37 protein-coding genes and 1 tRNA gene are annotated in these 25,636 nt (G+C 31.1%); 20 read left to right on the forward strand and 18 right to left on the reverse strand.

Going from position 1 to position 25,636, the window contains the following annotated elements; all coding sequences use genetic code 11:
• Window positions 1-103: 103 nt before the first annotated feature.
• From RIN63_RS05755 to RIN63_RS05825, 15 genes are all read right to left on the reverse strand, one after another.
• Window positions 104-262, reverse strand: coding sequence for a hypothetical protein (locus RIN63_RS05755; RefSeq protein WP_310443745.1), 159 nt, complete (start codon window positions 260-262; stop codon window positions 104-106).
• A 143-nt stretch (window positions 263-405) separates the two neighbouring features.
• On the reverse strand, window positions 406-1,998 hold the full coding sequence (locus tag RIN63_RS05760) for a hypothetical protein (protein ID WP_310443746.1): 1,593 nt from the start codon (window positions 1,996-1,998) through the stop codon (window positions 406-408).
• Between the two features lie 208 nt (window positions 1,999-2,206).
• Window positions 2,207-2,689: a DUF2321 domain-containing protein gene (locus RIN63_RS05765; protein WP_310443747.1), complete on the reverse strand. Its 483-nt coding sequence runs from the start codon at window positions 2,687-2,689 to the stop codon at window positions 2,207-2,209.
• A 268-nt stretch (window positions 2,690-2,957) separates the two neighbouring features.
• On the reverse strand, window positions 2,958-3,578 hold the full coding sequence (locus RIN63_RS05770) for a dual specificity protein phosphatase (RefSeq protein ID WP_310443748.1): 621 nt from the start codon (window positions 3,576-3,578) through the stop codon (window positions 2,958-2,960).
• Window positions 3,579-3,896, reverse strand: coding sequence for a hypothetical protein (locus RIN63_RS05775; RefSeq protein WP_310443749.1), 318 nt, complete (start codon window positions 3,894-3,896; stop codon window positions 3,579-3,581).
• A complete protein-coding gene (locus RIN63_RS05780) occupies window positions 3,883-4,041 on the reverse strand; it encodes a hypothetical protein (RefSeq protein ID WP_310443750.1) in 159 nt (52 codons plus the stop codon). The genes RIN63_RS05775 and RIN63_RS05780 overlap by 14 nt, the downstream gene beginning before the upstream one ends.
• A complete protein-coding gene (locus RIN63_RS05785; RefSeq protein ID WP_310443751.1) occupies window positions 4,038-4,301 on the reverse strand; it encodes a DUF6527 family protein in 264 nt (87 codons plus the stop codon). Before RIN63_RS05785 ends, RIN63_RS05780 begins: the two co-directional genes overlap by 4 nt.
• A gap of 12 nt (window positions 4,302-4,313) precedes the next feature.
• Window positions 4,314-5,093 carry a hypothetical protein gene (locus tag RIN63_RS05790; RefSeq protein ID WP_310443752.1) on the reverse strand — a complete coding sequence of 260 codons (780 nt, stop codon included), beginning with the start codon at window positions 5,091-5,093 and terminating at the stop codon, window positions 4,314-4,316.
• A gap of 136 nt (window positions 5,094-5,229) precedes the next feature.
• Window positions 5,230-5,766 carry an ERCC4 domain-containing protein gene (locus RIN63_RS05795; protein WP_310443753.1) on the reverse strand — a complete coding sequence of 179 codons (537 nt, stop codon included), beginning with the start codon at window positions 5,764-5,766 and terminating at the stop codon, window positions 5,230-5,232.
• Window positions 5,767-5,917: 151 nt separating this feature from the next.
• A complete protein-coding gene (locus RIN63_RS05800) occupies window positions 5,918-6,433 on the reverse strand; it encodes a hypothetical protein (protein ID WP_310443754.1) in 516 nt (171 codons plus the stop codon).
• A gap of 9 nt (window positions 6,434-6,442) precedes the next feature.
• Window positions 6,443-6,910, reverse strand: a complete 468-nt coding sequence (locus RIN63_RS05805; RefSeq protein WP_310443755.1) for a hypothetical protein — start codon at window positions 6,908-6,910, stop codon at window positions 6,443-6,445.
• A complete protein-coding gene (locus RIN63_RS05810) occupies window positions 6,900-7,145 on the reverse strand; it encodes a hypothetical protein (RefSeq protein ID WP_310443756.1) in 246 nt (81 codons plus the stop codon). The genes RIN63_RS05805 and RIN63_RS05810 overlap by 11 nt, the downstream gene beginning before the upstream one ends.
• Window positions 7,142-7,444 carry a hypothetical protein gene (locus RIN63_RS05815; RefSeq protein WP_310443757.1) on the reverse strand — a complete coding sequence of 101 codons (303 nt, stop codon included), beginning with the start codon at window positions 7,442-7,444 and terminating at the stop codon, window positions 7,142-7,144. The genes RIN63_RS05810 and RIN63_RS05815 overlap by 4 nt, the downstream gene beginning before the upstream one ends.
• A 112-nt stretch (window positions 7,445-7,556) precedes the next feature.
• Window positions 7,557-7,646 (reverse strand) — tRNA-Ser (locus RIN63_RS05820).
• A 4-nt stretch (window positions 7,647-7,650) separates the two neighbouring features.
• Window positions 7,651-8,172 carry a hypothetical protein gene (locus RIN63_RS05825; RefSeq protein ID WP_310443758.1) on the reverse strand — a complete coding sequence of 174 codons (522 nt, stop codon included), beginning with the start codon at window positions 8,170-8,172 and terminating at the stop codon, window positions 7,651-7,653.
• 1,251 nt (window positions 8,173-9,423) lie between these two features.
• Here RIN63_RS05825 and RIN63_RS05830 point away from each other — a divergent pair.
• Complete coding sequence (locus tag RIN63_RS05830; protein ID WP_310443759.1) at window positions 9,424-10,098, forward strand: hypothetical protein; 675 nt, start codon at window positions 9,424-9,426, stop codon at window positions 10,096-10,098.
• Window positions 10,099-10,247: 149 nt separating this feature from the next.
• The gene (locus tag RIN63_RS05835; protein WP_310443760.1) at window positions 10,248-11,408 is read left to right on the forward strand and encodes a hypothetical protein; all 1,161 of its coding nucleotides are present in this window, start codon (window positions 10,248-10,250) and stop codon (window positions 11,406-11,408) included.
• Between the two features lie 101 nt (window positions 11,409-11,509).
• On the opposite strand, the gene RIN63_RS05840 is transcribed toward RIN63_RS05835, so the two are convergent.
• Together RIN63_RS05840 and RIN63_RS05845 are read right to left on the reverse strand one after the other, a co-directional pair.
• Window positions 11,510-11,755 carry a hypothetical protein gene (locus RIN63_RS05840; protein WP_310443762.1) on the reverse strand — a complete coding sequence of 82 codons (246 nt, stop codon included), beginning with the start codon at window positions 11,753-11,755 and terminating at the stop codon, window positions 11,510-11,512.
• 8 nt (window positions 11,756-11,763) lie between these two features.
• Complete coding sequence (locus tag RIN63_RS05845) at window positions 11,764-12,021, reverse strand: hypothetical protein (RefSeq protein ID WP_310443763.1); 258 nt, start codon at window positions 12,019-12,021, stop codon at window positions 11,764-11,766.
• Between the two features lie 220 nt (window positions 12,022-12,241).
• On the opposite strand from RIN63_RS05845, the gene RIN63_RS05850 reads away from it, so the two are divergent.
• The 8 genes from RIN63_RS05850 to RIN63_RS05885 all read left to right on the forward strand — a co-directional run bounded on the left by RIN63_RS05850 (window position 12,242) and on the right by RIN63_RS05885 (window position 15,489).
• On the forward strand, window positions 12,242-12,478 hold the full coding sequence (locus RIN63_RS05850; protein WP_310443764.1) for a hypothetical protein: 237 nt from the start codon (window positions 12,242-12,244) through the stop codon (window positions 12,476-12,478).
• 47 nt (window positions 12,479-12,525) lie between these two features.
• Window positions 12,526-12,774, forward strand: a complete 249-nt coding sequence (locus RIN63_RS05855; protein ID WP_310443765.1) for a hypothetical protein — start codon at window positions 12,526-12,528, stop codon at window positions 12,772-12,774.
• A 14-nt stretch (window positions 12,775-12,788) separates the two neighbouring features.
• Entirely contained in the window at window positions 12,789-13,046 is a 258-nt protein-coding gene (locus RIN63_RS05860) for a hypothetical protein (protein ID WP_310443766.1), read from the forward strand.
• A gap of 101 nt (window positions 13,047-13,147) precedes the next feature.
• Window positions 13,148-13,336 carry a hypothetical protein gene (locus RIN63_RS05865; protein WP_310443767.1) on the forward strand — a complete coding sequence of 63 codons (189 nt, stop codon included), beginning with the start codon at window positions 13,148-13,150 and terminating at the stop codon, window positions 13,334-13,336.
• 26 nt (window positions 13,337-13,362) lie between these two features.
• Window positions 13,363-13,533 (forward strand): hypothetical protein, encoded by a 171-nt coding sequence (locus tag RIN63_RS05870; RefSeq protein WP_310443768.1) that lies wholly within the window; start codon window positions 13,363-13,365, stop codon window positions 13,531-13,533.
• Window positions 13,534-13,547: 14 nt separating this feature from the next.
• Window positions 13,548-13,835: a hypothetical protein gene (locus RIN63_RS05875; protein ID WP_310443769.1), complete on the forward strand. Its 288-nt coding sequence runs from the start codon at window positions 13,548-13,550 to the stop codon at window positions 13,833-13,835.
• 116 nt (window positions 13,836-13,951) lie between these two features.
• Window positions 13,952-14,542: a tyrosine-type recombinase/integrase gene (locus tag RIN63_RS05880; protein WP_310443770.1), complete on the forward strand. Its 591-nt coding sequence runs from the start codon at window positions 13,952-13,954 to the stop codon at window positions 14,540-14,542.
• Between the two features lie 59 nt (window positions 14,543-14,601).
• Window positions 14,602-15,489, forward strand: coding sequence for an FRG domain-containing protein (locus RIN63_RS05885; RefSeq protein ID WP_310443771.1), 888 nt, complete (start codon window positions 14,602-14,604; stop codon window positions 15,487-15,489).
• 38 nt (window positions 15,490-15,527) lie between these two features.
• Here RIN63_RS05885 and RIN63_RS15380 read toward each other — a convergent pair whose 3' ends face one another.
• Window positions 15,528-15,776, reverse strand: coding sequence for a helix-turn-helix domain-containing protein (locus tag RIN63_RS15380; protein ID WP_399324547.1), 249 nt, complete (start codon window positions 15,774-15,776; stop codon window positions 15,528-15,530).
• Between the two features lie 9 nt (window positions 15,777-15,785).
• Here RIN63_RS15380 and RIN63_RS05890 point away from each other — a divergent pair, with 9 nt between their 5' ends.
• The 10 genes from RIN63_RS05890 to RIN63_RS05935 all read left to right on the forward strand — a co-directional run bounded on the left by RIN63_RS05890 (window position 15,786) and on the right by RIN63_RS05935 (window position 25,620).
• On the forward strand, window positions 15,786-16,517 hold the full coding sequence (locus tag RIN63_RS05890) for a GspE/PulE family protein (protein WP_310444103.1): 732 nt from the start codon (window positions 15,786-15,788) through the stop codon (window positions 16,515-16,517).
• 10 nt (window positions 16,518-16,527) lie between these two features.
• Window positions 16,528-17,580, forward strand: coding sequence for a type IV pilus twitching motility protein PilT (locus RIN63_RS05895; protein WP_310443772.1), 1,053 nt, complete (start codon window positions 16,528-16,530; stop codon window positions 17,578-17,580).
• A 14-nt stretch (window positions 17,581-17,594) separates the two neighbouring features.
• A complete protein-coding gene (locus tag RIN63_RS05900; RefSeq protein ID WP_310443773.1) occupies window positions 17,595-18,794 on the forward strand; it encodes a type II secretion system F family protein in 1,200 nt (399 codons plus the stop codon).
• Window positions 18,795-18,893: 99 nt separating this feature from the next.
• Window positions 18,894-19,283, forward strand: a complete 390-nt coding sequence (locus RIN63_RS05905) for a type II secretion system protein (RefSeq protein ID WP_310443774.1) — start codon at window positions 18,894-18,896, stop codon at window positions 19,281-19,283.
• Between the two features lie 50 nt (window positions 19,284-19,333).
• Complete coding sequence (locus tag RIN63_RS05910; protein WP_310443775.1) at window positions 19,334-20,089, forward strand: prepilin peptidase; 756 nt, start codon at window positions 19,334-19,336, stop codon at window positions 20,087-20,089.
• A gap of 49 nt (window positions 20,090-20,138) precedes the next feature.
• Window positions 20,139-21,209 (forward strand): type IV pilus assembly protein PilM, encoded by a 1,071-nt coding sequence (gene pilM / locus RIN63_RS05915; protein WP_310443776.1) that lies wholly within the window; start codon window positions 20,139-20,141, stop codon window positions 21,207-21,209.
• Window positions 21,206-21,790: a PilN domain-containing protein gene (locus RIN63_RS05920; RefSeq protein WP_310443777.1), complete on the forward strand. Its 585-nt coding sequence runs from the start codon at window positions 21,206-21,208 to the stop codon at window positions 21,788-21,790. The genes pilM and RIN63_RS05920 overlap by 4 nt, the downstream gene beginning before the upstream one ends.
• On the forward strand, window positions 21,756-23,150 hold the full coding sequence (locus RIN63_RS05925; protein WP_310443778.1) for a LysM domain-containing protein: 1,395 nt from the start codon (window positions 21,756-21,758) through the stop codon (window positions 23,148-23,150). The genes RIN63_RS05920 and RIN63_RS05925 overlap by 35 nt, the downstream gene beginning before the upstream one ends.
• Window positions 23,151-23,161: 11 nt before the next feature.
• The gene (locus RIN63_RS05930) at window positions 23,162-25,171 is read left to right on the forward strand and encodes an S-layer homology domain-containing protein (RefSeq protein WP_310443779.1); all 2,010 of its coding nucleotides are present in this window, start codon (window positions 23,162-23,164) and stop codon (window positions 25,169-25,171) included.
• Window positions 25,159-25,620: a GspH/FimT family pseudopilin gene (locus RIN63_RS05935; protein WP_310443780.1), complete on the forward strand. Its 462-nt coding sequence runs from the start codon at window positions 25,159-25,161 to the stop codon at window positions 25,618-25,620. Before RIN63_RS05930 ends, RIN63_RS05935 begins: the two co-directional genes overlap by 13 nt.
• The last annotated feature ends 16 nt before the right edge of the window (window positions 25,621-25,636 follow it).

Here is a 25,636-nt window from a genome sequence, read left to right on the forward strand (position 1 = left end):
TCTTTGGCTTTTTACATCTGCAACACCTATATCCAAATCCTTCATAAAATTTGATTTTATGTTTGAACCACCAAAAACATTTTTTCATGTAATCGCCTCAAATTTAATTAGAATGTTTTAAACTATTTATTGAATGAGTTACGCTTATAATTGAATGAGAAATCTCTAATGCCTTTTGATTATCATTTTCCTCAATTGCCTTTTCTTGAATTTTCTCCAATACTTCAATTTGTTTTTCTAGGCTTGCTCTAATGTCTGCCATTATACACACCTCCAAATTATATTTTATGTAGTCACTGCATCAAGGAAGGACGGGGAGGAGGTACCCCAGACCCTAGTATTCCTTGATTATTGACAGTGAAATATATAATAAATGAGCCAAACAGTGAAGCTCATTAGATATATCTAAGATGACTTACTAATTCCCCTTACAATTCCAGCGAATGGAATTATTAAAGTAGGGGATTGAAAATCCTTAAAACAGAAATATAAAGCAGATACAATATCGTCATGGCCACTATCAGTAGCATTATGATATTGAGTAGACCTTCCATCTCTATCTACAGATACATAATCCTGTAATTGTTTTTCAACTTCACTAGACCAAGGAATTTTACACCATTGTTGTTCAACTACTAATGCAAAATCCTCAACTAATTTGCCCTTGTTTCCACCTTGTTCATTGATAGGTACATTTGGTATTCCTCTTTTATTAAGTTGAGAGCCTATAGCTTCACCTAGTCCTGTTTGACCAAAGTTTACAGTTGCCCCATGATACAATCTTGAGTACATTTCCAAAGTGTCCCATTGAGCATCCCAACCAAGCCTTGTCATAAGGTCAATCTTCACAACCTTGCCTTTACTATCTCTAATAACGCAAGGATGACCATCTCCCTTACTAGCAGGGTCATATCCTATAGTATAAGTTTCAAATGGGTCAGGCTTTTCCCATTCTTTCCAGAATTCAGCTATTTCATCTTCTTTTCTACTAGGAGGTCTAACAAGTACTCTTTCATAGTGAGGGAATACAGAGTTAATCTCCATGATGAATTCTGCAAGATAATCTTGTCTGTACCTAGTTTCCGTCATACCCATCTTAATTTCATCTTCAAAGGTAACAGGGTCACCCATTGAATCTTCGCCGACTATGTTGTATCTTTTTTCGCCCATAAATGGGTTATCCCAAGTTGAGAAGTGAAATGTTTCATACGATGGGGAATAGAGGGACGAACCTTTATCACCCATTAAAGATAATTTGTAAAAGTAAGTTCTACCTTTAGGAGTACTATTAATTAATGCAATTCCACCTTTACCATTAGGACCACGACCAGGAGAGTCAAGTCTTTGTCTTAAGTTTGCCCATACTGTATCTAGCTCCTTTACTCTAGCAGCTTCTGTTATTGTGACAATATCAAGCCCAACACCGACAAGAGTTTCAGGATCGTCAGCAGAGTGGACTTCTATAATTCCACCATTTATAGTTTCTATAGTTAAATTTGATAGCGATATATCATATACTAATTCTTTAGGTAATAGTTTCTTTAAGTCACGCCAGTTTTGTCTTGCTAAACGCATATTAGGAGCTACAATCCACCATAAAACAGGAGGATTGACATCGATGGAGCGTTCCTCATTTTCCATTTGAAGGAACTTCATAACACCTTCACCGATGGAACCTAAGTCCTTTCCAAAACGGTTCCCACAAACAAGTATCTTAAATCTTGCTTCACTGTCATGTATTATCTGTTGAGCAGAGTGTGGGGTATAGGGAATAGTAACTTTCCTATATCCATTAGCATTAGCCATTCTGCAGCTTCCACAAGTTTTGAATGAAGTGTATTGCCCAACTCCTTCCTTACCTTTAGAAGGTCGCCATGCTTGTTCAAAGTGAGTTCCACATTCTTCACAGATACCAATTCTATCTGATTTAGTAGAGTGTTCTATATATTTTTCATTAATCCTTGCTACTCGACCTATTGAGCCAACTTTTCTAGGCATAAACATCACCAACTTTCAAGCATAGAAAAACCACCCTATAAAGAGTGGTTGATAATTTATATTTAATTTGGCGGGAAGTGATGGAATCGAACCAACAATCAAGTACCTTTATCGTACTAAGCAGAACCACATTTTCTTATTATCTTACTTCCCATATATTTTAAAAAGAAAAAGCACCCTTGTAAGAGTGCTTTATGTTGGTTGCATTTTACAACCCTATAGTCTTTTTTGCAGTTTCAGATGCTATTTCAACAATAATTCCTTTTGCTACTTCCCATATTTCATTAGTAACTTTTTGACCTATCATTTTTATTTTTAAAGCTGCAACTTTTGTACGAGGTGTTTCTGAAACAATATCATTTAGGTTTTTATCAAAATCATCTTTATCTTCTTTTGTTAGATTGCCTAAACTCATAACCTCTTGTATAGCCTTTAGTTTTTCTTCTGTCCATGGATAAGCATTCCCACATTCATGACAATATGCTGGAGCAGTTTCCATTCCGCCGCCCAAAAAGGCAATACCTGGCATATTGTAATCTCCTCTTATTGGTGTGTTGCACTTTTGGCATGAATAGATTGTAATAGACCCACATTCTTTGCAAAATTTAGTGTTTAATTCAGGGTATTCCTTAAAACTATCATTAATTACATGCCCATTTTTACATATCAATGCTATATCATAATATCCCATTAAGCATTACCCCCTTTTACTAGATATTTTACCATAAGAGGGGAGATATTGCATTAATTAGAATTTATTTATTTATTTAATTCATTCGCCTAAGATTTTCCTTTTAATTCTATTTTTGAATGAGAAAATTTACTTAACATACATCATTATTATACTGACAATTAACGTCTTTGCAATTTTACTTAGTGTAATCATTGTTAAGAATTAGAGGCTTGCCACAGAAAGGGCATTTATTTGTCTTTGGATTTTTGTTTTCTAATTTCATTTCCTATTCACCTACATTTTTATCTTCTACAGTATAAACTTTTTTAGTAGCCTTAGTTTTATTAACCTCTTTTGGCTTCTTAACCTCATGAACAATATCTTTGCCTAGATCCTTGTAGAACTCAAAATTCTCTTTTACAAAATCTCTCATCCCTTTACCTGGATTATAGTTAGGATATAGTTTTAAAAATTCCACTTCGCAATCTTCCAAAGTATCACCCTTGATATATCCGTTTTTTATAAGGTAGAGTAGGGAGATAGAAGGGGAGCGACTAGCACCTTCATTACAATGTACTAGAACTTTTAAACCTTCATCTAGTTTTTTCTCCATAAAATCAATAGCCTTATCAATCATAGTTTTATCAAAGAATAAAGATTTAGGAGCATCAACTATATTCATAAAAAGCCTGTTACCTCTTTCTGCAAATAAATACCCTGGATGGTCTTTAGGAGCACCTCTACCAGTATATTGAAGTAGTTGCCTATGGTATGGTTCTTTACAAGCATGAACTACTGCAAAGTTATCGCATGGTTGATCAACTTCTCTTCCTGGAATATGTTCCTTTTTTAGATTGAAATAATGTTCTTCATTTCCAACAAATAAATTTTTAATGATTTCTAACATTTACATTACCTCCATTTTTATTTGTAATTTTAATTTTAAAGTAATCATTAAAGCCTTAAAATTAAAAAGCAATCCTAAATCTTTAAGATAACTATAAGATAATTTTAAATTTATTTTACGAATTATTATCCATTCTAAAAAATCAAGAATATCAAATTTAGTAGTATCTTGTAAGTAGCTTAATATTGACGATACCTCTATATCAGATAAATCCTTAAACTTTACTCTAAACCAAAACCATTCAAAGACTTCAATAGTTTCAAATCCTGCTAAATGTAAATTATCTATTTTATTATTTAAATCATCAACCCATTTCATTGGCAACACCTCGTAATTTGACATCATAAATTAAACCTTTGTCATGATTTTCTTGGTAAAAATAAAAGAACTCTTTAAATGAGTTCAATTCAATAATCTTTACATTGTTCCAGTCGAATTCTTTGCAAAACTTTAGAGTAATCATAGTTCATCATCTACCATTTCCACAGTCTGCCCAGCAAGTTCATGAGTACAATCATTTAGATATTGTATCTTGCCATCTTTTACAAATAAATGACATTTCCTATCATCACCCCATGTAACCAGTATAGAAGGGGAGAAGGTAGGATTATCATAATCTCCATTAAAACTCCATGACTTATTGAGCCCGTGATATTCTTTACAAGCAGGGCAGTAAAACAATAACATATTACCATGTGCAGTTCTTAATTTTCCTTTTTTCATAAAATCACCTACTTATACCAATCTACAATTATCGGCTCTATTATAAAGAATTTCTTCTTGTGCAAAATGTATCATATTCCTATCGCTATCTAAGTTACTCTTAAAATACATATCTATTATAAGTTTCCAATCGTTAACTTTGCATAAATCATATTCATCTCCAAAGTCATCTATAGCCTTTACTATTTGAGATATATATTTATTTGACAATATTGGGTGTTGTTTTTTCATATACAATTCATACTTAGTTAGGTAATAGTTGAATACATCTAAAAAAAACGAATCGTCATTGCGATTAGCAATTACAACATTAAGTCTTTGTATTATTTCTTTAGTATTATTCTTAGTATTATTTCCACTTCCTTTGGCGGTATCTAGTTCCTTCCTTGGTCGTTTCAAGTTACCCCCTATGGAAGTATCTGCACTATTTGCAAGGGATTCAAGCCTTTTCTTGCCTTCTTTTAATAGTAAAGTTATTTTATTTTCATCTTGAATTATCTTGAAATACCTTTTAGCAGGCATTCCTTTTCTTTTTACTTCAATCAATCCTAAACTTTTCAAATTATTTATGGCAGTTCTTTGAGCCTTTTCTCCTAATCCTGTGCCAGCTTGCAAATCATATTGAGTGTTATAAAAGCAACCTTCATCGTCTAATAGTTGTCTAGCTTCAAAGTAAAAGTATCTCGATAATAATTCACAATATAATACAGCTTCATTCAATCCTATAGCTTGTATGAGATTTTTATTGACTGTTATGCTGCCATCTGAACGCAATAAATCTAGTATCATCATATCAATACCGTCCTTTCGTATTTGTCCTATTATAATTAAAAGCCTTGAAGGTGATTAGGACTTATCACTTTTCGACCCGTCGGTCTATCAAGGCAATATTTCATTAAAATAGCACTCCTGTTGAGTGCCTAAATAACTACTTATTCAATAAATAATTCCTAACTGCATATTTAAAAGTCATATAAATAAAATATCCAGAGTACTTATTATCCTTCATGTAAGTAATCGGAATATTATATCTGTCGCTAAATGAATGTAAACTTGCTAGAAATGATACAGGTTTGTATTCTGTTTTATAATTATGATTAATTACATCCTCGTAAGATGCCTTTTCAATAAGAAGATGGACATTTCCTTTACTGCGGATAAATTCTCCTTCAAAAGCCGTTCTAGTGGTTGTAAAGCACGAAGAAATTTCCTCAAGTGAATTTTTCCTCTCCACCGATACAATATCATTAAAATACAAATCTTTAATTATACCAAGTTCAGGATTGGAAGGTATCATACAAGTATAATCCGCAAAATCCAACTTTTTCACTATATAAGGGAATTTCTTGCTATCCCAATATTGAGTTAAATGTTGATTGACTTGTTCTCGTGTGTCGACTAAAATAACCATGCTTTTAAGTAGTACATCTATTTCTTTATCTGTATATTTATACATTTGAATCATATTATCACATCATTTCTTTTTAACAGTCGTCTTAATTTCTTACGATTAGCTTTTTTCATCTTACTGGTGAACCTATATGACTTACAATAATATTTCCTAGAAAATCTATCTTCAAAAGTTAATCTTTTACGGATTCCACGCAAACTATCACCTAATCATCATTATCTATCGAAACACCGATAGAAGCTTTTTCGCCTGATTGTGTCTGGAATTGAGCCACTATCTTAGTACGCTTTCTATTGCCATATTCATCTTGTACTGAAGGTTTCATCAAGGATTTCAATGTATTAGCCATTTTATCCATAGATTCAGCCATGAACTTTAGATCCATTGGATTTAAATCTTCTTTAGTAAGAATCTTAGTCAATGTTTCTTCACTTAAAGCCTTATCAGCAACAGCATTAATGCCATCAATTAATTTTTTAGCAGCATCTAGCTTTTTATTATCAACTATAAGTTCAGTTTCCCTTTGTTTAGCTTCCAGTACTTGCTTATTTAGGACAGCTAAGCTCTCTTGTTTTTGAATGAGTTCATATTTCTGCTCATCTTCATCATCAGGAGATATTGCAATAGAACCCATAAGGGGATTGAAGGGGAGTAGACCTTGTTCTACGATTTCATCTTCTAAAACCTCTATATCTTCAGTTGTCTTTTTATTTTTAGACATATTTATCACCTACTTTAAATTCGGTCTACGATCTACAAATTCTCGAACTGCAACATAAATCATATCTCTATAAGTTACCTTTATCATAGACATTTCATTAGCCTTATCAACTACACCTTGAAATTCCTCATATAAATCTTTTGGAAATGGAATGTTTATATTAACTACATTAGGATTATCTTTCCATCTTGGCGGTCTGCCCGGACTTTGTTTTCTAGTGCGACCGTTTTCCTTCCAAAAATCGTAATTGCTTTTCAATATCCCGTATTGATTTCTAAGATATCCGTTTTCATATTTAGGGAATTCTTTAAATTGATGAGCTATAGGTTTTAATGCGTCAATGCTTGAAACACCTTCAAGCCCACTTCTACCAATAACACTTTTAGCGGTATTAGTATTTATTCCTTCCCATTTACATATATCAAAGTAGTTATAGTAGTTTTTAGGCATCTTTTTATAAATTTTCTTATTTTCCACTTCTATCAACTCCATTAAAATTCCCAAGGTTGGGAATGCATCTAGGCAACATACAGAAATATTTTATTCCTGTAAATGTACTCCACTTACAACCTTCACATTTATGACTTTTGCGTTGTTCTTCTTTGATTTTATAAATGCATTTATTATATTTCTCATATTTACAATCAACTTTTACTCCATCATAATTATCATGTAGTAAAGCAAAATTACATTCACAAGTATTACATTTCATTTTTTCACACCCTTTTGAGGATTAAAGTATTGTTGTTTATTTTTATCTTTATCAATTTTGTTTTTTACTTTTGCGATGTATTTTTCATCAAGAGATATTCTTAAGACTGTCCCTCTGAGATATGGGCTATCTGGCACCACTTGTCTTTTCATTAGCTTTAACAGATTCTTGCAGCTATTAAGATACCTTACATGCCCATGATTTTCATATTTTCCTTTGGTATTTATAATTATATGACCTTTCCTATGGTCATCTTCAATTACAATGTATTCATTAAACCTATACACAAGCTTTCCCATGGAATCAGCTCCAGTATTTGATATGTAGGAGATAGCTAAAAGGGGTTAAGGCTATCTCAATTCTATTTAGCTGCAGAATATTATTTAACTTGGTAGTCTGCATTACCAACTATGGAGGAAGGTAAGAGATTTGAACTCTTGAGGGTTTTATCCCTGCTTGTTTAGCAAACAAGTACCATAAACCTAACTCGGCCAACCTTCCGTATTTATTTACTTTTGCCTTTTTTTATATATTTGGATGAAATAAAATAACCTTCATCAGTATAATAGAGAAGGTCATGTTCTTTCATGAGATTTATCATTTTATTAAGTTTAGGTTTGCTACATCCATATATTTCTAACAAGTCCTTGTATTGAATAGGTTTCTTGCTTCTCTTGTGAATCAATCTACCAGTATGCCATTCGATAAATTCTCCTAAACAAACAACATATCCGATTAATTCCTCGATATTTTTAACACCTGATTTCTTTAACTCTTTAATTTCATCCACCATAAGCATTAGATAAGGTTTTTTTCCGCCAGTGCTTTTTGGTTTTTTATCTTCAAGAGTAGGGGTTTCGCCGATTTTTCTCCAATGAGCATCAAACAACATTCCATCATAGGCTCCACCAATGATTTTGTAAATAATTCTTTCATAGCCATTAGGAGTTTTTTCCCTTGATACAACAAAGGTTCCTTGAAATGCATTTGTTTCTCTATCTATGAATTTAGAAATTTCTTTATCCAATTTAATCGCCCCATTCATGGGGTATTCTAGGTAAAAAGTTTTTACCTTACCAAATTCCCTTCAATTGTTGTAAAATCAATGCGTATATGGATTTCATAATGTTCGTGCTTTAAGTAATAAGTTTCTGGAATTTAAAAACACCCCTTTTTCAAGAGATGTTTTCAAAAGACTTTTAAATTTTTATATAACTCTACATAATAATTATAGCATAGCCTCCCATATAAGATGTGATTAAAATCATATAGAAATCGTATAAGAAGTGTATAGGAAATGCATAGAAAATGAATAAGTAAACGGATAGTTAGTACATCACTTTTAGAAATTAAGTCATAGCGAAAATATATCAAAATTATTTTAAATAAGTATTCACATAAAATTATGAGGAGTTAACTATTATAAAAATGGTGTTTTTATGATTTTTTTATTAATTTTTGCCCAGTTTTGGCCTTATAGAAATGGGATATTTTTTCGAGGGGTAACTCTCCCGCCCCAGCTGACCAGTCCCCCCCCAGGTGCCTTAAAAAAATATGCTAAATATGGCAGATACAGTGAGCAAAATGGATAAGAAAGGTATAAATATGCGGTCTATAAGCATTGGAAACAGTGGGGTGTGTGATATAATACCGAAATTGTATAGTTTCGGTATTATATTTGATTAAAATAAGGCTATTTTGAGTGGAAAAAAGGTGATTGATAGATACAAATGGCAAAAAATACATGTATAAAATTGATATAATCTAGTAATAGAAATAGGTCAAATGTGTTCAAAACGGGTTCGTTGCTACATTAAGAGAAGGGTTTATTAGGGTGCCATCATACTGTACCCATACGCATCACTCAACTAAATCAAATATATTGAAATGGCTATATCTTCACACATAAAGCAATAAGAACATAATAATGCATAAAGTAATACGATACACATATGCAAATACTACAAATACTACAAATACTGTACCAATACACTTATAGAGTACAGGTAGAAATATGCTTCTATAGATACATCAATAGTATCAAGTCCACATCTAAGCTGTAGATCTATTTACTAATAATAGCTTCAGCATAGCTCCGCTTTATCCAGTCTAGTTCCGTTCGCTGCACCTAAACAGTTGGATTGGGTTATGAAATGTATCTGGCCGTCAGTCTATAATTCCCCTAAAAGATTCTCAATAATAAATGTAAATATTATGCAATGAGATGGAAAATTATGTATAATGGATATAATAGGAATATAAAACAAGGGGGATAAATATGAGTTTAATGAGAAGTCAAAAAAATTCATTATTAGAAGAAATAAAAGAGTCAGTATTTGATCCTTTTAATTTTGAATGGGATACTAGCATAGGCAAAGATGAAGATGAATTGATTGAAATCTTGCGGTATAAAGGAACGGACTATAAATTCTTAATACTTTTAGAAGAAGATAATATTAGATTTGGACTTTCTCCAGGCCAGAATATACCATTTGAACAGAGTTATTCATATGAATGGGATGAGGTGCTAGAATTTTTCAGACTTTGGCTTCAATACTTAGAAAGAGAAATATCTCAGCCAGATTTATGGGGAGAACTAGAAAAAATAAGAGCATTTGATGATATTGAATATGAAATAGAAAATACTATGCAACAATTTACTTATAATGAAATTAAGCAAATTCAAAGAGGAATTGGAGAGATAAGAAGGTATCTATTAAATGTGGTCGACAATGATGAAGAAGATTCTAAAACCATCAATGAAAAGCTTGATTATCTGATTGAATCATCAGAGAGAATGGGTAAAAAAGACTGGCTTAATATATTTTATGGTTCAATGTTTAGCTTATCTATTAGCTTAGCTTTGAATCCAGAACAAGGGCAAACCATGATTAATCTATTCAAAAGTGCAGTTTTAGGAATTGTAAAGTTTCTTAGTGTCAGTGGAGCATAATAGCTAGTTCATAATAATAGAAAAGGACCATTAAGGTCCTTTTTATCTAGTTAATAATAATGTGAACTGAAAATAAAAAGTTGTACAATAAATCTGGTAAATTATGTATAATAGGTTTAATAAGGGAATATGGGAAAAGGGGGTTAATTATGGACCAAGGATTTAACTTTACAATAGCAGTAGCACCTAATGATTCATTTAAATTAGAAAGAGAAATGAGATATATGAAAACAGCATTACTATATGCAGATGAAATAACTTTAATAAGTCCAGTTGTTCATACTTTTTTTGAATTAACAAATAAAAAATATGTAAATAATGAAAGAAAAGGATTGATTTTGTTAGATAAAATCGCTAGCCTTATTAAGTTATGTGATTATAGTGAATATCAACATTATAGTGAAGTTATAGAACCAATGAAGGATAAAATTAATTCTAAGCAATATAAGCATGCTCCTTATTATTTGAAATTTCAATTTATGCAAACACTGATTACATTATCTAAAAACATAGATGTGAAGTTAAGAGAATATCTTGGGAATGATTCTTGTAATGATATAGCTTATTTAATGAATAACAAAATAATTAAGCTAGAAACTTTTGAATCAAATTTAGACGATATAGATCAATATGTTTTTGAATACTTTAGCAAATTAGGAAACCATCTTTCTAATAGTTATGCTCTATTTGATGAGGAATCTAATAACTTAATGAGTGCTGCTATAAGTGATGGAATAATAAATATGAGCAAGATAGCAAAATATAAAACAACTCAAGCAAGCTTGACAGAAAATTTATTTTTGAAATTACCATCATTTGAATTTGCTCAAATAGATGAAATATTAGACATTAGAAAAGAGTTAGAAAAATCTTTAATAAGATTTAGATCAAAAACATCAGAGTATTCTAAAAACATTCAAACATTACCTTGGGATAAAGACTTTGAAGATGAATGCTATATTCTGTATAATAAAGAAATAGTTCCTTCGATATTAGAGATTCAGGAAATGATAGAAGATAATAATATAATAAAAAATTTGGGAATTACAATATTGACAGATCAGTCAATGTTAAGTAGTATGGGTGGTTTAGTTGCTGGTGTTGCAGCAACTGGAGCAATTACTTCACTTAACAACGCTATTGCTTCGGATAAAGCAATGTTAGCAGTTGGTGGAGCTTGGGCTGTATCTAAAGTAGCAAGTGCATATAATGAATATAGAAAGAAAGCTAAGGAAATAGAGAGAAAAGATTTATATTTTTATTATAAAGCTGGGACAACTTTAATTGATGAAAAATATAAAATGCAATAATGAAGTAAAGGACCATTAAGGTCCTTATTTTTATGCCTATTCAATTGGGTCTACTTCATCTGGAATAAACTTAATAATATCATCTGCGGCAACAGTCCTGCCTATTTTCTGCGACAACCATTACGCCTTTCAAAAGTTATCTTTGCATGTTTTAACATTATTAAATAATTATTGAGTTCATTTTTCTTCTGAATTTCATCGTGTATAGATTCATCATACAAATCCTTATACATATCATTTAATATTTTTACAGTTGAGGGAATTTCCCAACCTAGCAAATCAGCTTTTCGATAAATTGAGTTAATTTCTTTCTCAAATTCATTTTGTTCTGGTTCGTATATTTCCACATAATCACCTATCGCATTGAATTTGTTTCTATTGTTTCATCTGGTATAATCTCTACTATTTCTTCTATCTTAATAGCTCTACCAAGTTCCCTGCTTAGATAATTAGCTATCTTATCTATAGTTGATAGCGATACATTTCCAGTATCATTGTTAAGCGTAACAGATATATTAGGTGTAATTATTTTATGCTCTATTAGACGCTTCATATTCAATCCATTTGGTTTTTCTCTTCCTAATAACTCTCTTAAGGGCCCATAACTAATCATCTATATCACTCCAGTATTTTTTTATTCATTATATATTAATATTATCATTTTGTCAAAAATAATTAACGAAATAGTGAATTATATTAATAAAAAGGGTTGATTTAATCGGTATTGTATTATATAATTAAGTTATCGAAAAGGTTAACTAAATTATCTAAAAAATGAATAAAACATAATAAAAAGGGTATTGAATAAATAAGAAAATAGAGGAGCTAGAACGATGAAAAAGAATGAAATCTTTATAAAAAATACTTTAGATGTAGAGGTTGATGCCCTTAAAGCAAGAAACAGATACAAGGTAAAAGCAATGTACGATATAGAACAAGAAGGAGGTTATTACAAAATAGAGCATAGACTTATAGAGGATTTAACACTGACATGGGATGAAATCGAAGAAATGGGCGGAATTGCAGAGGTCAATAGAGAGTTTAGAGAATGTTATGGACTTGAAAAATAAATTGTCTTAGATGATAAAAATATAAAAATAAATAAGGAGCTGGCGAAATGAAAAGAAAAGAAATCATCGAAACTAGAACAGGGCTACAACTTAAAGAACTATCCAAAGGAGCAAAACATGAAGTAGGTAAAACTTACTACTGCGGATACTGGAGACAGACATATGAGGTTATAGATCTAAAAAACAATACAGGCGATTGGAGAGATTTGTCGGTAACTTGTAAGTGGCAAGATGGACATACAAACTCACATTGTACGGCATTAGACATTAAGCAAGATTTTGAAGTAATCAGATAAAAGGAGGGATTAAGATGGGAGCGAGAAGCACACGAAACAGGCATAAAGATAATTGCTTTATGAGTAAGGACATCGAAACTACTATAAAGAAGGCAAAAACATACCATTCAGGAGAAAGAGAGTTTTATATATTTAGAATCAAATCTAGTAACGACAATGACACCTTCTATGCAGATGGCACTAAATTATTTAACAAAAACCCAATTAAACACTTCATAAACACATCAAAATATGGAGATCGATCAAAGTGGTTAGAGGTGGCAGTAGAATAGATGTAAAAGCAGGGCAAGGGTCAACGCTGGTGAAATCCCAGGGGAAGGGAAACCTTCCACCGCTCAACCTGAAAAGGTAATAAAAAATTGGAGGGGTCAAGATGATGGATAAAAAAATAAAAGCATATAACGATAATAGGCTAGTATCTGAAGGACTTCTAAGTGCATTTCTGAAAGATAATGAGGATTCAGATGAATATATACAAGATGAACTTAAAAAGTTTTACACTCAAGACACGGTCGAGTTTGAATGTTTTCATAGTGGAAATTGGAGAATTGAAACAGTATAAAAAATAAATCTAATAGAGGGGTTAAGATGTTGACTTTACAACTTGAAAATGGAATCACTTACAAATCAATAAATACACCAATCATTAAAAAGGTCATGGCATATGTAAACCTTGGCGGTGGTCAATCAGTTTGTAGTGGAGAGTATAACAAAGAAATCAATACATTTGCAGAAGAGAACGAAAAGAATTTTAATTAATGGGAGGGGTTAGAATGAAATATGAAATAGGACAAAAAATTTATAATAGGGGAGACATGGCAAATCGCTCAGGATGGTTCGAAATTGTAAGATATGATAGCAACTGGGGAACTTATGACCTAGAAGAAATTGGCGGAGATAGGAAAATTGGTGGATTATTTGAATGTAGTATATCAGAAGTTGACAAAGGACATAGCGGGACCAGATTTGTAACTGAAAAAGCCTACAAGGAATTAAGAGAAAAGCAGTTAAAGGTCTTAGAAGAATCATTTGCAAAATACAGGAAACCTCAAACAGTATAGGGCAGAAATGCCCTTCCCAATGCAATTACTTCTAGGTAGTGGTCCAAAGTCCGAATTAATGCAGATGGGGAAGAGGGTTTATTAGTTATAAAATTAATCTATAGGAGGGGCTATTAATGGCTAGAAAATTACCTAAGTTTATAAATACAAATCAAGCAGTGGCGATGCTCAACCAAATAAATCAAAGCTGTGCGACAGGAGCAAGAAATCATGCTATTTTGATGATTATGTATAGGGCAGGACTGAGAGTCTCAGAGGTAGCGAACTTGACTGTACCAGACATGAATTTTGAAACTGGATTAATCTATGTGCAAGATGGTAAGGGTGACAAGGACAGATATATTCCTATGGATAGTGACATAATTTTATCTTGTCAAAATTGGCTAAGATTTAGACCAGAATCGGAATTATTCTTCTGTACCCTTAAAGGTGGAATCTTAGATACTAGATATATTCGTGAAATGTGCTATAGGATTTCAGAGAAGGCCGGGGTATTCATACAAGATGGCCGTGAAAAGAAAAAAGTTAATCCCCATGCATTACGCCATGGATTTGCAACGGAAGCACTAAGGAATGATGAGTTCAATATAAGAGAGCTGCAGGAGTTGCTTGGACATAGTAGCGTATCAACTACACAGGTCTATACAAGTGTCGTCCTTGATGATTTGGCAAAAAAGTTTAAACAGAGGAAAAGTATCATGAAATAGAGGGGAACTATTCCCCTTTTTCTTTTTTTACTGGTATAATTGTATAAAGGGGTGGAGATATGGCTGAACAAAGAGAGATCAAAGGAAAAGAGATTCACGGTATTCAAGATTATATTTCAATTTTAGATAAATTAATTTATCAGTTTACTCGAACTAAAATGGGAGGGGAACTTTCATTTAGAGGTATAAGTAATAGCAATTATAAATTAATTCCTAATATTTATCGTAAAAAGATAGAGCAATTTAATGGAATTGAAAACAATGTTTATTGGGAGCCAGAAAATGAAATATTAAGTCATTTTATTAAAGAAGCTAGTTGCTATGTTAATGGTATAGATACAAAGGATTATTTGTCTTGGTTAGAATATGCTCAGCATTTTGGTGCTCCGACAAGACTACTAGATTTTACTTCTAATTCTTTAGTAGCGTTATACTTTTGTTGTAAAGAAAACCAAGAACTAGATGGAACTGTTTGGATATTACATGAATCAAATTATAGAAATTTTGTCAATAAAAATTCAAGATATTCAGTTAATAACGGACCATTGTCAAGAATACAAATATTAGATGATATAATAAAAAACATAGAAGATAGCAATCACTCGTGTATAGAGTATCCTTGTAGTTATATACCTCGTTACATAGACATTCGTATGTCAGCTCAAGAAAGCAGGTTTTTAATTTGGGGAAGTAAGACAGAGTCTTTAGAAGATTTAATAGAATCAAAGAATTTTATGACTGTAAACGAACAAGGGGGGATTGCTAAAGATGAAATGTTTATATATAAAATCAGAGTACCAAGTACTCATAAACCTAAAATAATTAAACAACTCAACCTTTGTGGAGTTAATGAAAAAAGACTATTTCCAGGATTAGATGGAGTGGGTAAATATATTTCTAATTATTATAGTATGAGTTATGATGATTATGTCCGAACTTTTAATTAAAAAACTAAGACTCTTGGATAATCCAGAGTCTTTTTTACTTAATTACTTTCAAAATAATTAGCATCTACGCCTAGTGAATTAATTATTCGATTTAATAAATCATTGCTAGGCTTGGCAATATTTGATTCATATGCATATATACTATTTTTTGCACATCCACATAGTTTCCCAAGTTCTTCTGCAGTATATCCTTTGATATTTCTTTGTTTCCTAATCTTTTCACCTAGATTATTTTCTGGATAATCAATATATTTATTACTAGTGTTTAACTTTTCATATAAAAGTATCCCATTACTATCCCGCTTGCAACAGGATCTGGAAAAACTACTACATTATATACTGTACTTCAAGAATTAAATAAAATTGAAAAAAATATCATAACCATAGAAGATCCAGTTGAATATAAATTAAATGGTATAAATCAAGTTCAAATAAATACAAAGGCAGGGTTTACTTTTGCATCTGGACTAAGGTCTATATTAAGGCAAGATCCTGATATAATAATGTTAGGAGAAATAAGAGATAATGAGACTGCAGAGATAGCCATAAGAGCAGCTATAACAGGGCACCTTGTGCTTTCAACACTCCATACAAATGACAGCCCGTCATCAGTGGCAAGACTTGTTGATATGGGAATAGAACCGTATCTTGTTTCTTCAGCAGTAATAGGAGTAGTGTCTCAGAGACTAGTAAAATTATTATGTCCAAAATGTAAGATGCAGTATGAAGCTAGTTTATTAGAAAAGAAAGTATTGGGAATTGATGTAGATGAAAAAATAATACTGAATAAGGCAGTCGGTTGCAGTTCTTGTAATAAAGGATACAAAGGAAGAACTGCAATTCATGAACTAATGACTATTAATGAAAATATTAGATTACTCATAGATAAAGGTGTTAATATTGATGAATTAAGAAAAAGGGCTATTGAAGATGGAATGATCACTTTACTTCAATCAGCTGCAGCTGTAGCGATTAATGGTGACACATCATATAATGAAGTCTTAAGAGTAGGATTTACTCTGGGATAGGAGGATATAAATGAAATTGTTGGAATTAATTAATGTAGCAACTTCAAGAAAAGCATCAGATATACATTTAACAGTTGGATTACCACCAGTGCTTCGAATAGATGGGCAACTAATAATCTTAGATAGTGAAAAATTAACGGCTAACGATACAAAAATGTTAGTATATGAATCCCTAAACGATAATTTAATCAATATACTTGAAAAAAAAGGGGAGGTTGACTCATCCTTTTCTAGCCCAAGAGTAGGTAGGTATAGAATTAATGCATATAAGCAAAGAGGCTCTTTTGGAATGGCGTTAAGGATAATTCCACTAGATATACCTACTGTGGAAGAACTAGGATTACCTTTAGTAGTAAGAGATTTAGCAAGATTACCAAGGGGACTTGTTCTAGTAACGGGACCTACTGGTAGTGGTAAATCCACTACATTAGCATCTATGATAAATCAAATTAACTCTGAAAGAACATGCCATATACTTACCTTGGAAGACCCAATTGAATATTTACATAAACATAACAAAAGTATAGTTAACCAAAGAGAAATAGGCACTGACTCCTTGTCTTTTGCCAATGGACTTAGATCAGCACTTCGGCAGGACCCAGATGTTATATTAGTCGGAGAGATGAGAGATTTAGAGACCATGTCAATAGCATTAACTGCTGCAGAAACTGGACACTTAGTATTCTCTACATTACATACCGTAGGAACTGCTAAGACTATTGATAGGGTAATAGATGTATTTCCGCCACATCAACAGCAACAGGTTCGTACTCAATTTGCTTCTGCAATACAAGCAATAGTATCTCAGCAACTTTTACCAAAGTCTAATGAATCTGGAAGAATAGCAGCATTTGAAATAATGATAGCAACAGCAGCTATTAGAAATTTAATTAGGGAAGAGAAAACACATCAAGTTGATACTGCAATCCAAACAGGCTCAAAATACCAAATGCAGACTATGGATAATTCAATACTAGAATTATATAAAAAAGGATTAATATCTAAAGAAACAGCATTGATGCAGGCAATAAATCAAGACAATATTAAAAAATATATTACTTAGGATGTGAGAAGCCTATGATATATAAATACAAAGCAATATCTCAAACAGGTGAAGTATTAGAAGGAGTTTTTGAAGGACAGGATGAATCAGATGTAATAACCATGTTAAAAGGAAACAAATATCTCCCAATTACTGTGGAAAAAGATCTTGGTGCTGAGGCTCAAATTGACATCTTTTCTTCCAAGGTAAAGAAAAAGGATCTTGCAGTCTTTTGTAGACAATTCTATACAATGTTAGATGTAGGTATTGATATAGTAGAATCTTTGGAAGTCATAGGAAAACAATCTGAGAATAAGACTTTAGTCAAAGCATTAGGTGCATTAAGTGAGAATGTTCAAAAGGGATTTACTTTATCTCAAGGGATGAAAAAACATCCTAAAGTATTTCCATCACTACTTATAAATATGGTGGAAGCCGGAGAAGTTAGTGGGAATTTAGATACTATAATAGAAAGAATGGCAGTGCATTTTGAAAAAGAATACAAGCTAGAGAACAAAGTAAAATCAGCTTTAATATATCCAATGATACTAGCAGTAGTATCAGTTGCAGTTATAATATTTATGCTTGTAGTAGTAATGCCAACATTTATAAGTATGTTTGAAAGTAGTGGACAAGCACTTCCAAATCTTACACAGTTTTTACTTAATCTAAGTAATTATTTGACCAAATACTGGTATATACATTTAGTTACATTGATTGGATTTGTCATTGGGTTTATGATATTCAAAAATAGTAATATTGGAATAATCATTATTGATACTTTAAAACTTAAGATTCCTATTGTTAAAGATACAAATGTGAAGATAATTACTGCAAGATTTTCAAGAACTCTATCCACCTTAATATCAAGTGGAATATCTCTCTTAGTCGCAATAGAAGTAGTAGGGAAGGTTGTGGGGAATAAAGTAATTCAAGAAAGGCTAGAATTATCCTCAGGAAATGTAAGAAAAGGTATCTCACTATCTATATCAATCAGCGAGGTAGGCGTATTTCCTCCTATGGTAGATTCAATGATAAAAATAGGTGAAGAATCTGGAGCATTAGATGAACTATTATCTAAGACAGCTGATTTTTATGATGAAGAAGTAGATGTAGCTCTACAAAAAATGACCAGTCTAATGGAACCTTTAATGTTGGTTGTTATGGCAGCAGTCATAGGTTTTATTGTAATAGCAATGGCTCTACCAATGTTTGACATGGTAAGTACAATTTAAAATCAATGATAGTCCATAGTAGAAGAGACCTATAGTTAGGAAAGTGGTTATTAGTAACATATGTAATTATATTTTTAGGTTAATTCAGGGGGGAAATTAATGTTAAAAGAGATTATAAAAAGAAGGAATAAAAAAGGATTTACATTAGTAGAGTTGTTAGCAGTTATTGCAATACTGGGTATTTTAGCAGCTATAGCTGTGCCAAAATTTAATGATGTTACCGATAATGCCAAAAAAACAGCAGCAGTGGCTGAGCATAAAGTAATTGTTTCTGCTTTTCAGATGTTTCAAGCTGCAAGCCCTAGCGGCTCCTTACCTGCAAAAAAGGCAGATTTAGTAGGTTATTTAGATATAGAAGATAGTACTGACACTGATGAGAATTTATATACAACAAAAAATGCTACTCATGAAATTAATTGGAGTAACGGAATGATAAAAACTAAATTAATTGGCAAAACAGATGTTTTAAAATCAAGTACACTGAAATAATTAATTACAGAGCTGATAAAATTTATTAACTCATACAAAGGAGCATAGATATGCAACTACTTGTTTTCCTATATGGATTACTAATAGGATCATTTTTAAATGTATGTATTTACAGAATACCAAAGAAGGAAAGTATAGTAATACCTTCCTCCTGTTGTAAAAATTGTGGTACAAGTCTCAAATGGTGTGACTTAATACCATTATTTAGCTTTATAGTCCAAGGGGGAAAATGTAGATATTGTAAGGGGGAAATCTCTCCACAGTATCCAATTATTGAACTATTAAATGCTACGATATATTTAATTATCTATTTACGATTTGGGTTTTCTTTAGAATTGTTTTTCTATTCAATTATTTTTTCATTACTTATTATAATTTCAGTTATAGATTTACAAAATATGATAATTCCTGATATTTTAGTTGTTATTATATTTGGAACAGCTATTTTGTATAAACTTGTTTCATACTTATTATATAACATTTCACCGGAAGTATTAAATAGTATAGGAGGACTAGTTTTCTCTTCTTTACTCTTCATCTTAATAATTATAATCTCCAAAGGAGCCATGGGTGATGGAGATGTAACTTTAATCGGAATATTAGGGTTTATTGTAGGTATCAAGAAGATATTTCTTACTATACTGGCGTCTTTTATATTAGGTGCAATTATTTCAATTTTCTTATTAATTAAAAAAATCAAAGGAAGGAAAGATCCAATACCCTTTGGACCATTTATTATATTAGGTTTTTTCATAACAATATTCTGGGGAGATGAATTGCTTAACTGGTATATAATGATGTTTTAAAAAAACTGTTATTCATGTTTTAAAAGAAGTATAGAAAGGTGGAATAACTTTGAAATTACCATTAATCAGCAAAAAAATCTTATCCCTTGACTTTGGTTCCCATGAAATAAAAGTAATAGAAGGACGAGTTTTAAAAGGGGAAAGTAATATTTCAAAAGCTTTCACTATACAGCTACCTAAAGGTGCGTATTTAGATGGTGAAATCTTCAATCAAACTATGATATCTACTACAATAAAAAATGCTTTAAAAGACAACAAAGTTTCAACAGATTTAGCCTATGGGGTAATAAACAGTTCTTCTATTATTACTAGAGAGATTGTTATTCCAAAGGTTATGGAAAAAGAAATATCATCTGTTATTAATTATCAATTAAATGATTATCTACCAATTAATCTAGATGATTATGTTATCAAGTATATTATCTTAGGAACCAGCATTGAAGGAAATAATGAAAAGCTTAATATATTATTAATCGGAATACTAAAAAAGATGGTAACTGAACATCTAAGTTTAATGAAAGATGCAGGGCTAAAGCCACAAATATTAGATTTTCAAGGGAATGCAATTGCTAAACTACTTCAATTCAATGCTTTAATAAACGAACAATATAATACTAGAGATGTAGTTATTGCTTCAGTAGATATAGGATATATAAATTCTAAGCTTACTGTAATAAGAAACGGAGTTATTGAAGTATCACGAGTTATAGAAGTGGGAGCAAAGGAATTATATGAAAACGTAGGATTGATATTTGATTGTTCTGTAGAGGATTGTGAAAGAAAGATATTTGAAGTGAGGAATCTAAATACTATTCAGGAAGATTTTACTGATTATTATAGACTAGTAAATGTTATAAAATCTATCTTAAATAATCTTTTGGAAAAAATTGAAATAGTATTTAAATATTACATTAGTAGGGGATCTAAAAGTGATATTAATTATATTTTGCTTCAAGGAGGTCTTTCAAATTTAAATGGTGTAGATAATATTTTTTCTAATTATTTCAATATACCGTCTGTTAAACTAATTTCTTTAGATAAAATTAAATTTGATGGTGATTTATCTCAGTATTCAAATGCTATTGGAGGGCTAATTCGGATGGATGAGGTGCAAAAATGAGAGATATAAACTTTTTTGAACCTTATATAGGTAAAAAGGGTTCAAAATTAGATAATAAAATTATTACTTTTACTTTATCTACTTTTATTATTTTACTTATCATTGCTTATATAGTTTACAATGCAGTTATAATTAAACAAGAGTCGGAAATAGTAGAAATTCTAAGAGAGATGTCCGAAAATCCAATGACAATGGAAAAAGTTGAATTTATTAAAACCAAAGAAACTAAGGTGTCTGAATTTAGAGATTATGTAGTAAAAATCAAACAACTAGATAGTATAATTGAGAGGAAAGATGTCGTAGATGAAAGCTTTTTAGATATAATTACATCTAAAGTTCCAAAGAATTTATTTCTCACTTCTATTAGTATAAAGGGTGGAGATATTCATTTAATAGGTATATCTAAGGATAAATGGGCAATTGCAGAATTACAAAAAGGATTAGAAGATTTAAGTCATATTGAGGAAATTTTCGTGTCAAATATTTCTTTCTCAGAGAATTATTATAATTTTAATGTCAATGTTAGATTAAAGGGTGTGGATACATATGGAGAAGAGTCTGCTGAAAAAGAAGAAAAATAAGTCTTTAGAATTTACAAGAAATGAAAAAGTTCTTTTGTATCTATTAGCTATTATTTTATTTTCTTGGTTAGTATATAAATTCATTATAAACCCTCAATCTGAGAAACTTCGGGCTCTAGCGATACAGAAGACAGAATATCTACAAAAGATTGGCGAAATTAATGATATACTCCGTAGAGAGGATCAAATCAATAAGGATTGGGATGTGTTGCATATAGGAAATAAAAAAATTGTGTCAAAATATTTTCCGAAATTAGATCAAGCGCAGATTATCTATTTACTTAATGGGTTGATTGAAAACGAAAATCTTTCCGTAGCGGATCTTAACTTCAATAGGCCAGTATACGAAGATATTGGGGATCTACAAGTAAAGAATATGGATATTTCTATACCTTATAGTGGAAGTTATTTTGGTGTTTTGGATATGATTAATGCTATAAAGAGCAGTCCAAGAAAGATATTAGTAGACAGCATGTCAATGGATATGGATACAGATGGAAAATTAAATGGGATTATGACATTAAAAGTCTATAGTTTAGATGGAATTGCAGAAGCTGATAGCAATATTATATATATTGACATTGCTAAAGAAGAAGACAAAAACACCCCTTTTATTCCCTATGAGGATTATAAATCTAGTGAAACAAACATTGTAGAAGAAATAGAAAAAGTAGTAGTGGTGAAACCTTATGTAGAAGAAACTCTATTAGATTTTGAAAATAAGAATTTCTATTTTCTACCCTCTCAGGAATTTGTAAAGGGTTATGTTAGTCAGTCTACTAAAGCTAAATCAAAGGATTATTCCTTAAGACTCGAGTATGATATCGTAGCTATAGAGGAAGAAAATCGTGGGTATATTGATATTTCTAAGAACAATATACAACTTAAATATCCTCCGAATACCGTTGGTCTTTGGATATATTCATATGATTATTCTCCTGCTACTGTTGGAATAGCTTTTCGAGGACAAATGGGAGAAGATATATGTATACCACTCACGGAAGGTATAGGCTGGACTGGATGGAAGTATGTTGAGGCTAATCCTCCAGATGATTTAATAATTTATCCACTTAATCTTGAAAAACTATATGTTGAAATTCCAAAGAATAGGGATAATTGTGGTGTGATTTTAATTGATAAGCTTGAGGCAGTTTATTCTAGAAATATTGATGAAAATGGAAAAGATGTAAGTATAGGTGATTGTATGTTTCATGTAGTTAATTCTGGAGATACTGCTGAAAAAATAAGTATGGAGTACTACGGTTCAAAAAAATATGTAAATGAGATATTAAAGCTTAATGAGATAAGTGGTTTAGATATAATTCCTGTTGGCAAAGTTCTTGTACTTAAAAAACGATAGAAGGTGATAAAATGAGAAGATGTAGGATATTTTCAATAGCTATTCTTGTAATATTATTACTAAATAATTCTATTGTACTTGCCAATACTGGTGACGAAATATACTTAATTGCTAAAAAAACTGCAGATACTCTAGGTTATTCTGAAGGTAAAATAGTAGGTTCACAGACTAGTTCAAAAGACAATATATCTACCCCATATGATTTAAGACCAAAATATAAAGATGTTATAAAAAAGTATTCTTATTATCTAACTAATAATGATAAGAATTTTGAAACTTACTTCATAACTGGATTCTATGAGGGATTTGACAGGGGATACTATGATGCTATATTTATAAGAACTGGAAATATCCTAGTGGAACCAAAATTTACTTATGCTGATGCATTTGGTCTTCTTTATGGAGAAATACACGCAGCACATGATTATCATAATGGATATGCTTCAAACTGGTCAAAAGCTATGCCCACGGATTCAACCATTACAGAATTATTTAGTTTAGGAATGGAAACCACTTCTTATAGGATTTATTTCTTAAAATTATTTAAAGAAAAGTTTAAGGAAGGTTATGTATCTGGATATGAAGTAAGTCTTCAAGAACCAAAGAATATTTCTTTGGAAACTGGTACTAGTGATGGAGAAGAACTAGGTTCTAAACTTGGTATAGTTTATGGTGCTAAGGATTATTATGATAAGAATTCAAATAATTATAATAGAAATATCCCATCAGATTCAGATATCCTAACATACTATTCTTTAAAGAAGGAATCTCCACTGTATAGGGAAGGATTTCTCATTGGATTTAAGAATAGTTATGAGGAAAGTTACAGTAAATCATTTAGAGAAGCAAATTTAAATTTAAAAATATTGGATGATGTTGATGGATTTGACAATGGTTACGATACTGGTTGGATAAAAGGAGAAATACAAGCTACTAAAGATTATACCTTAAAGAAAGCTAGCAATTGGAAAACTAATTCAATTACTAATTCAAATATAATTATAGAGCACTATTTGCTTCTTAAAACGGATAACTATAGGCAAGGATTTATTAGCGGCTATTGGAAAGGGTTTTCTGAATCTTATATAAATACTTATAATTTACTAAGGCAAAAAGACTCACTTACTAAGTCGACGATAGTAAACATATCTGCTATTGGTGGAAGGGGCTTCAGTGGAGATAATGGGTTGTTAGTTCAAGTAGACAAGGGAATATTCTATAATAATGTTGTATTAAACATCGATACTTTATCAGACAATAGCTATAAGTTAGAAAATAAATATATTAAAGCTTCTAACTATTACAGGATTGATATAACAAATGCTACTAATGATTATGATAATTCGATTCCTATTACTTTAGAATTTGAATATTTTGGAAAGCAAAATGGAGGAATATATAAATTAGTAAATGATAAATGGGCATATTTACCTTCTAGGATTAATGAAGGAAAGATCTCAGCCAATGTTGAGGCAAGAACGCTAAATTCTAAGAGCGGAACTTATGTAGTATTAGTGGATAATGAAGTTCCTATATTGTATGATATTAGAGGTCATTGGGCTAAGGAGGAGATAAATACATTTATTAGAAGAGGCATTGTCAATGGATATTCTGATAAGACTTTTAGACCAGACAGCAGTATTTCGAGAGTTGAGTTTTTAAGTATACTAAGCAGAGTTTATGAGTGGAAAATAACTAATGATACAGAAAACATAAAGATATTTAAAGATCTTGAAAAATTCCAGACTTATGAAAATGTTATTAGCTACGCATATCATAGAAAATATATAAATGGGTATAGTGATGGTACTTTTAGACCGGGTGATTATATTTCTTATAAAGAAGTTGAAATAATAATGCAAAGAGTTTTAGGCGATGAAAATTTCAACTGGTATAATATTGCTTCAAGAATATTAACTGATAAGATAATTCGTTGTTTCTCTTATGATAGCAATGAAAATAAAATAACTAGAGCAGAACTAATTTATATGCTCTATTCTCTAAACCAATGGAAGTATTAAAACTAAAACAAAATAAATATGGCTATACATTATTAGAGCTTATATTAGTATTAGCCTTATTTTCAATAATGTTATCATTAGTGATGCCAAGTTTAAGCAATATCTACAATACTAAGGAAAATAAAGAACTTATGGAATTTAAGAGGGACATTATTTTTGCTAGAAATAGTGCTGTTGTTGAAAATTGTATTTATGGAGTTTATATAGATTTAAGTAATAATAGTTATAAAATTGTTAAAGAAGATAAGATCACAACTATTATAAAAGATAAGCAATTTACACAGGGTATAACAATAAAAAGTAACAACTTTAAAAATTCTATTAATTTTTCTGCTACAGGAACTCCTAATCGCTCAGGTACAATCCTAGTTACAAATAGAAAAAATCAAAATATTGAAATTACTATTACTCCAGCTACTGGAAAAGTTAATCTTTATAACATAGAATAATGAAATGAGGTAAATT

The organism is Tissierella sp. (assembly GCF_031460495.1).
Taxonomy (GTDB): domain Bacteria; phylum Bacillota; class Clostridia; order Tissierellales; family Tissierellaceae; genus JAVKTS01.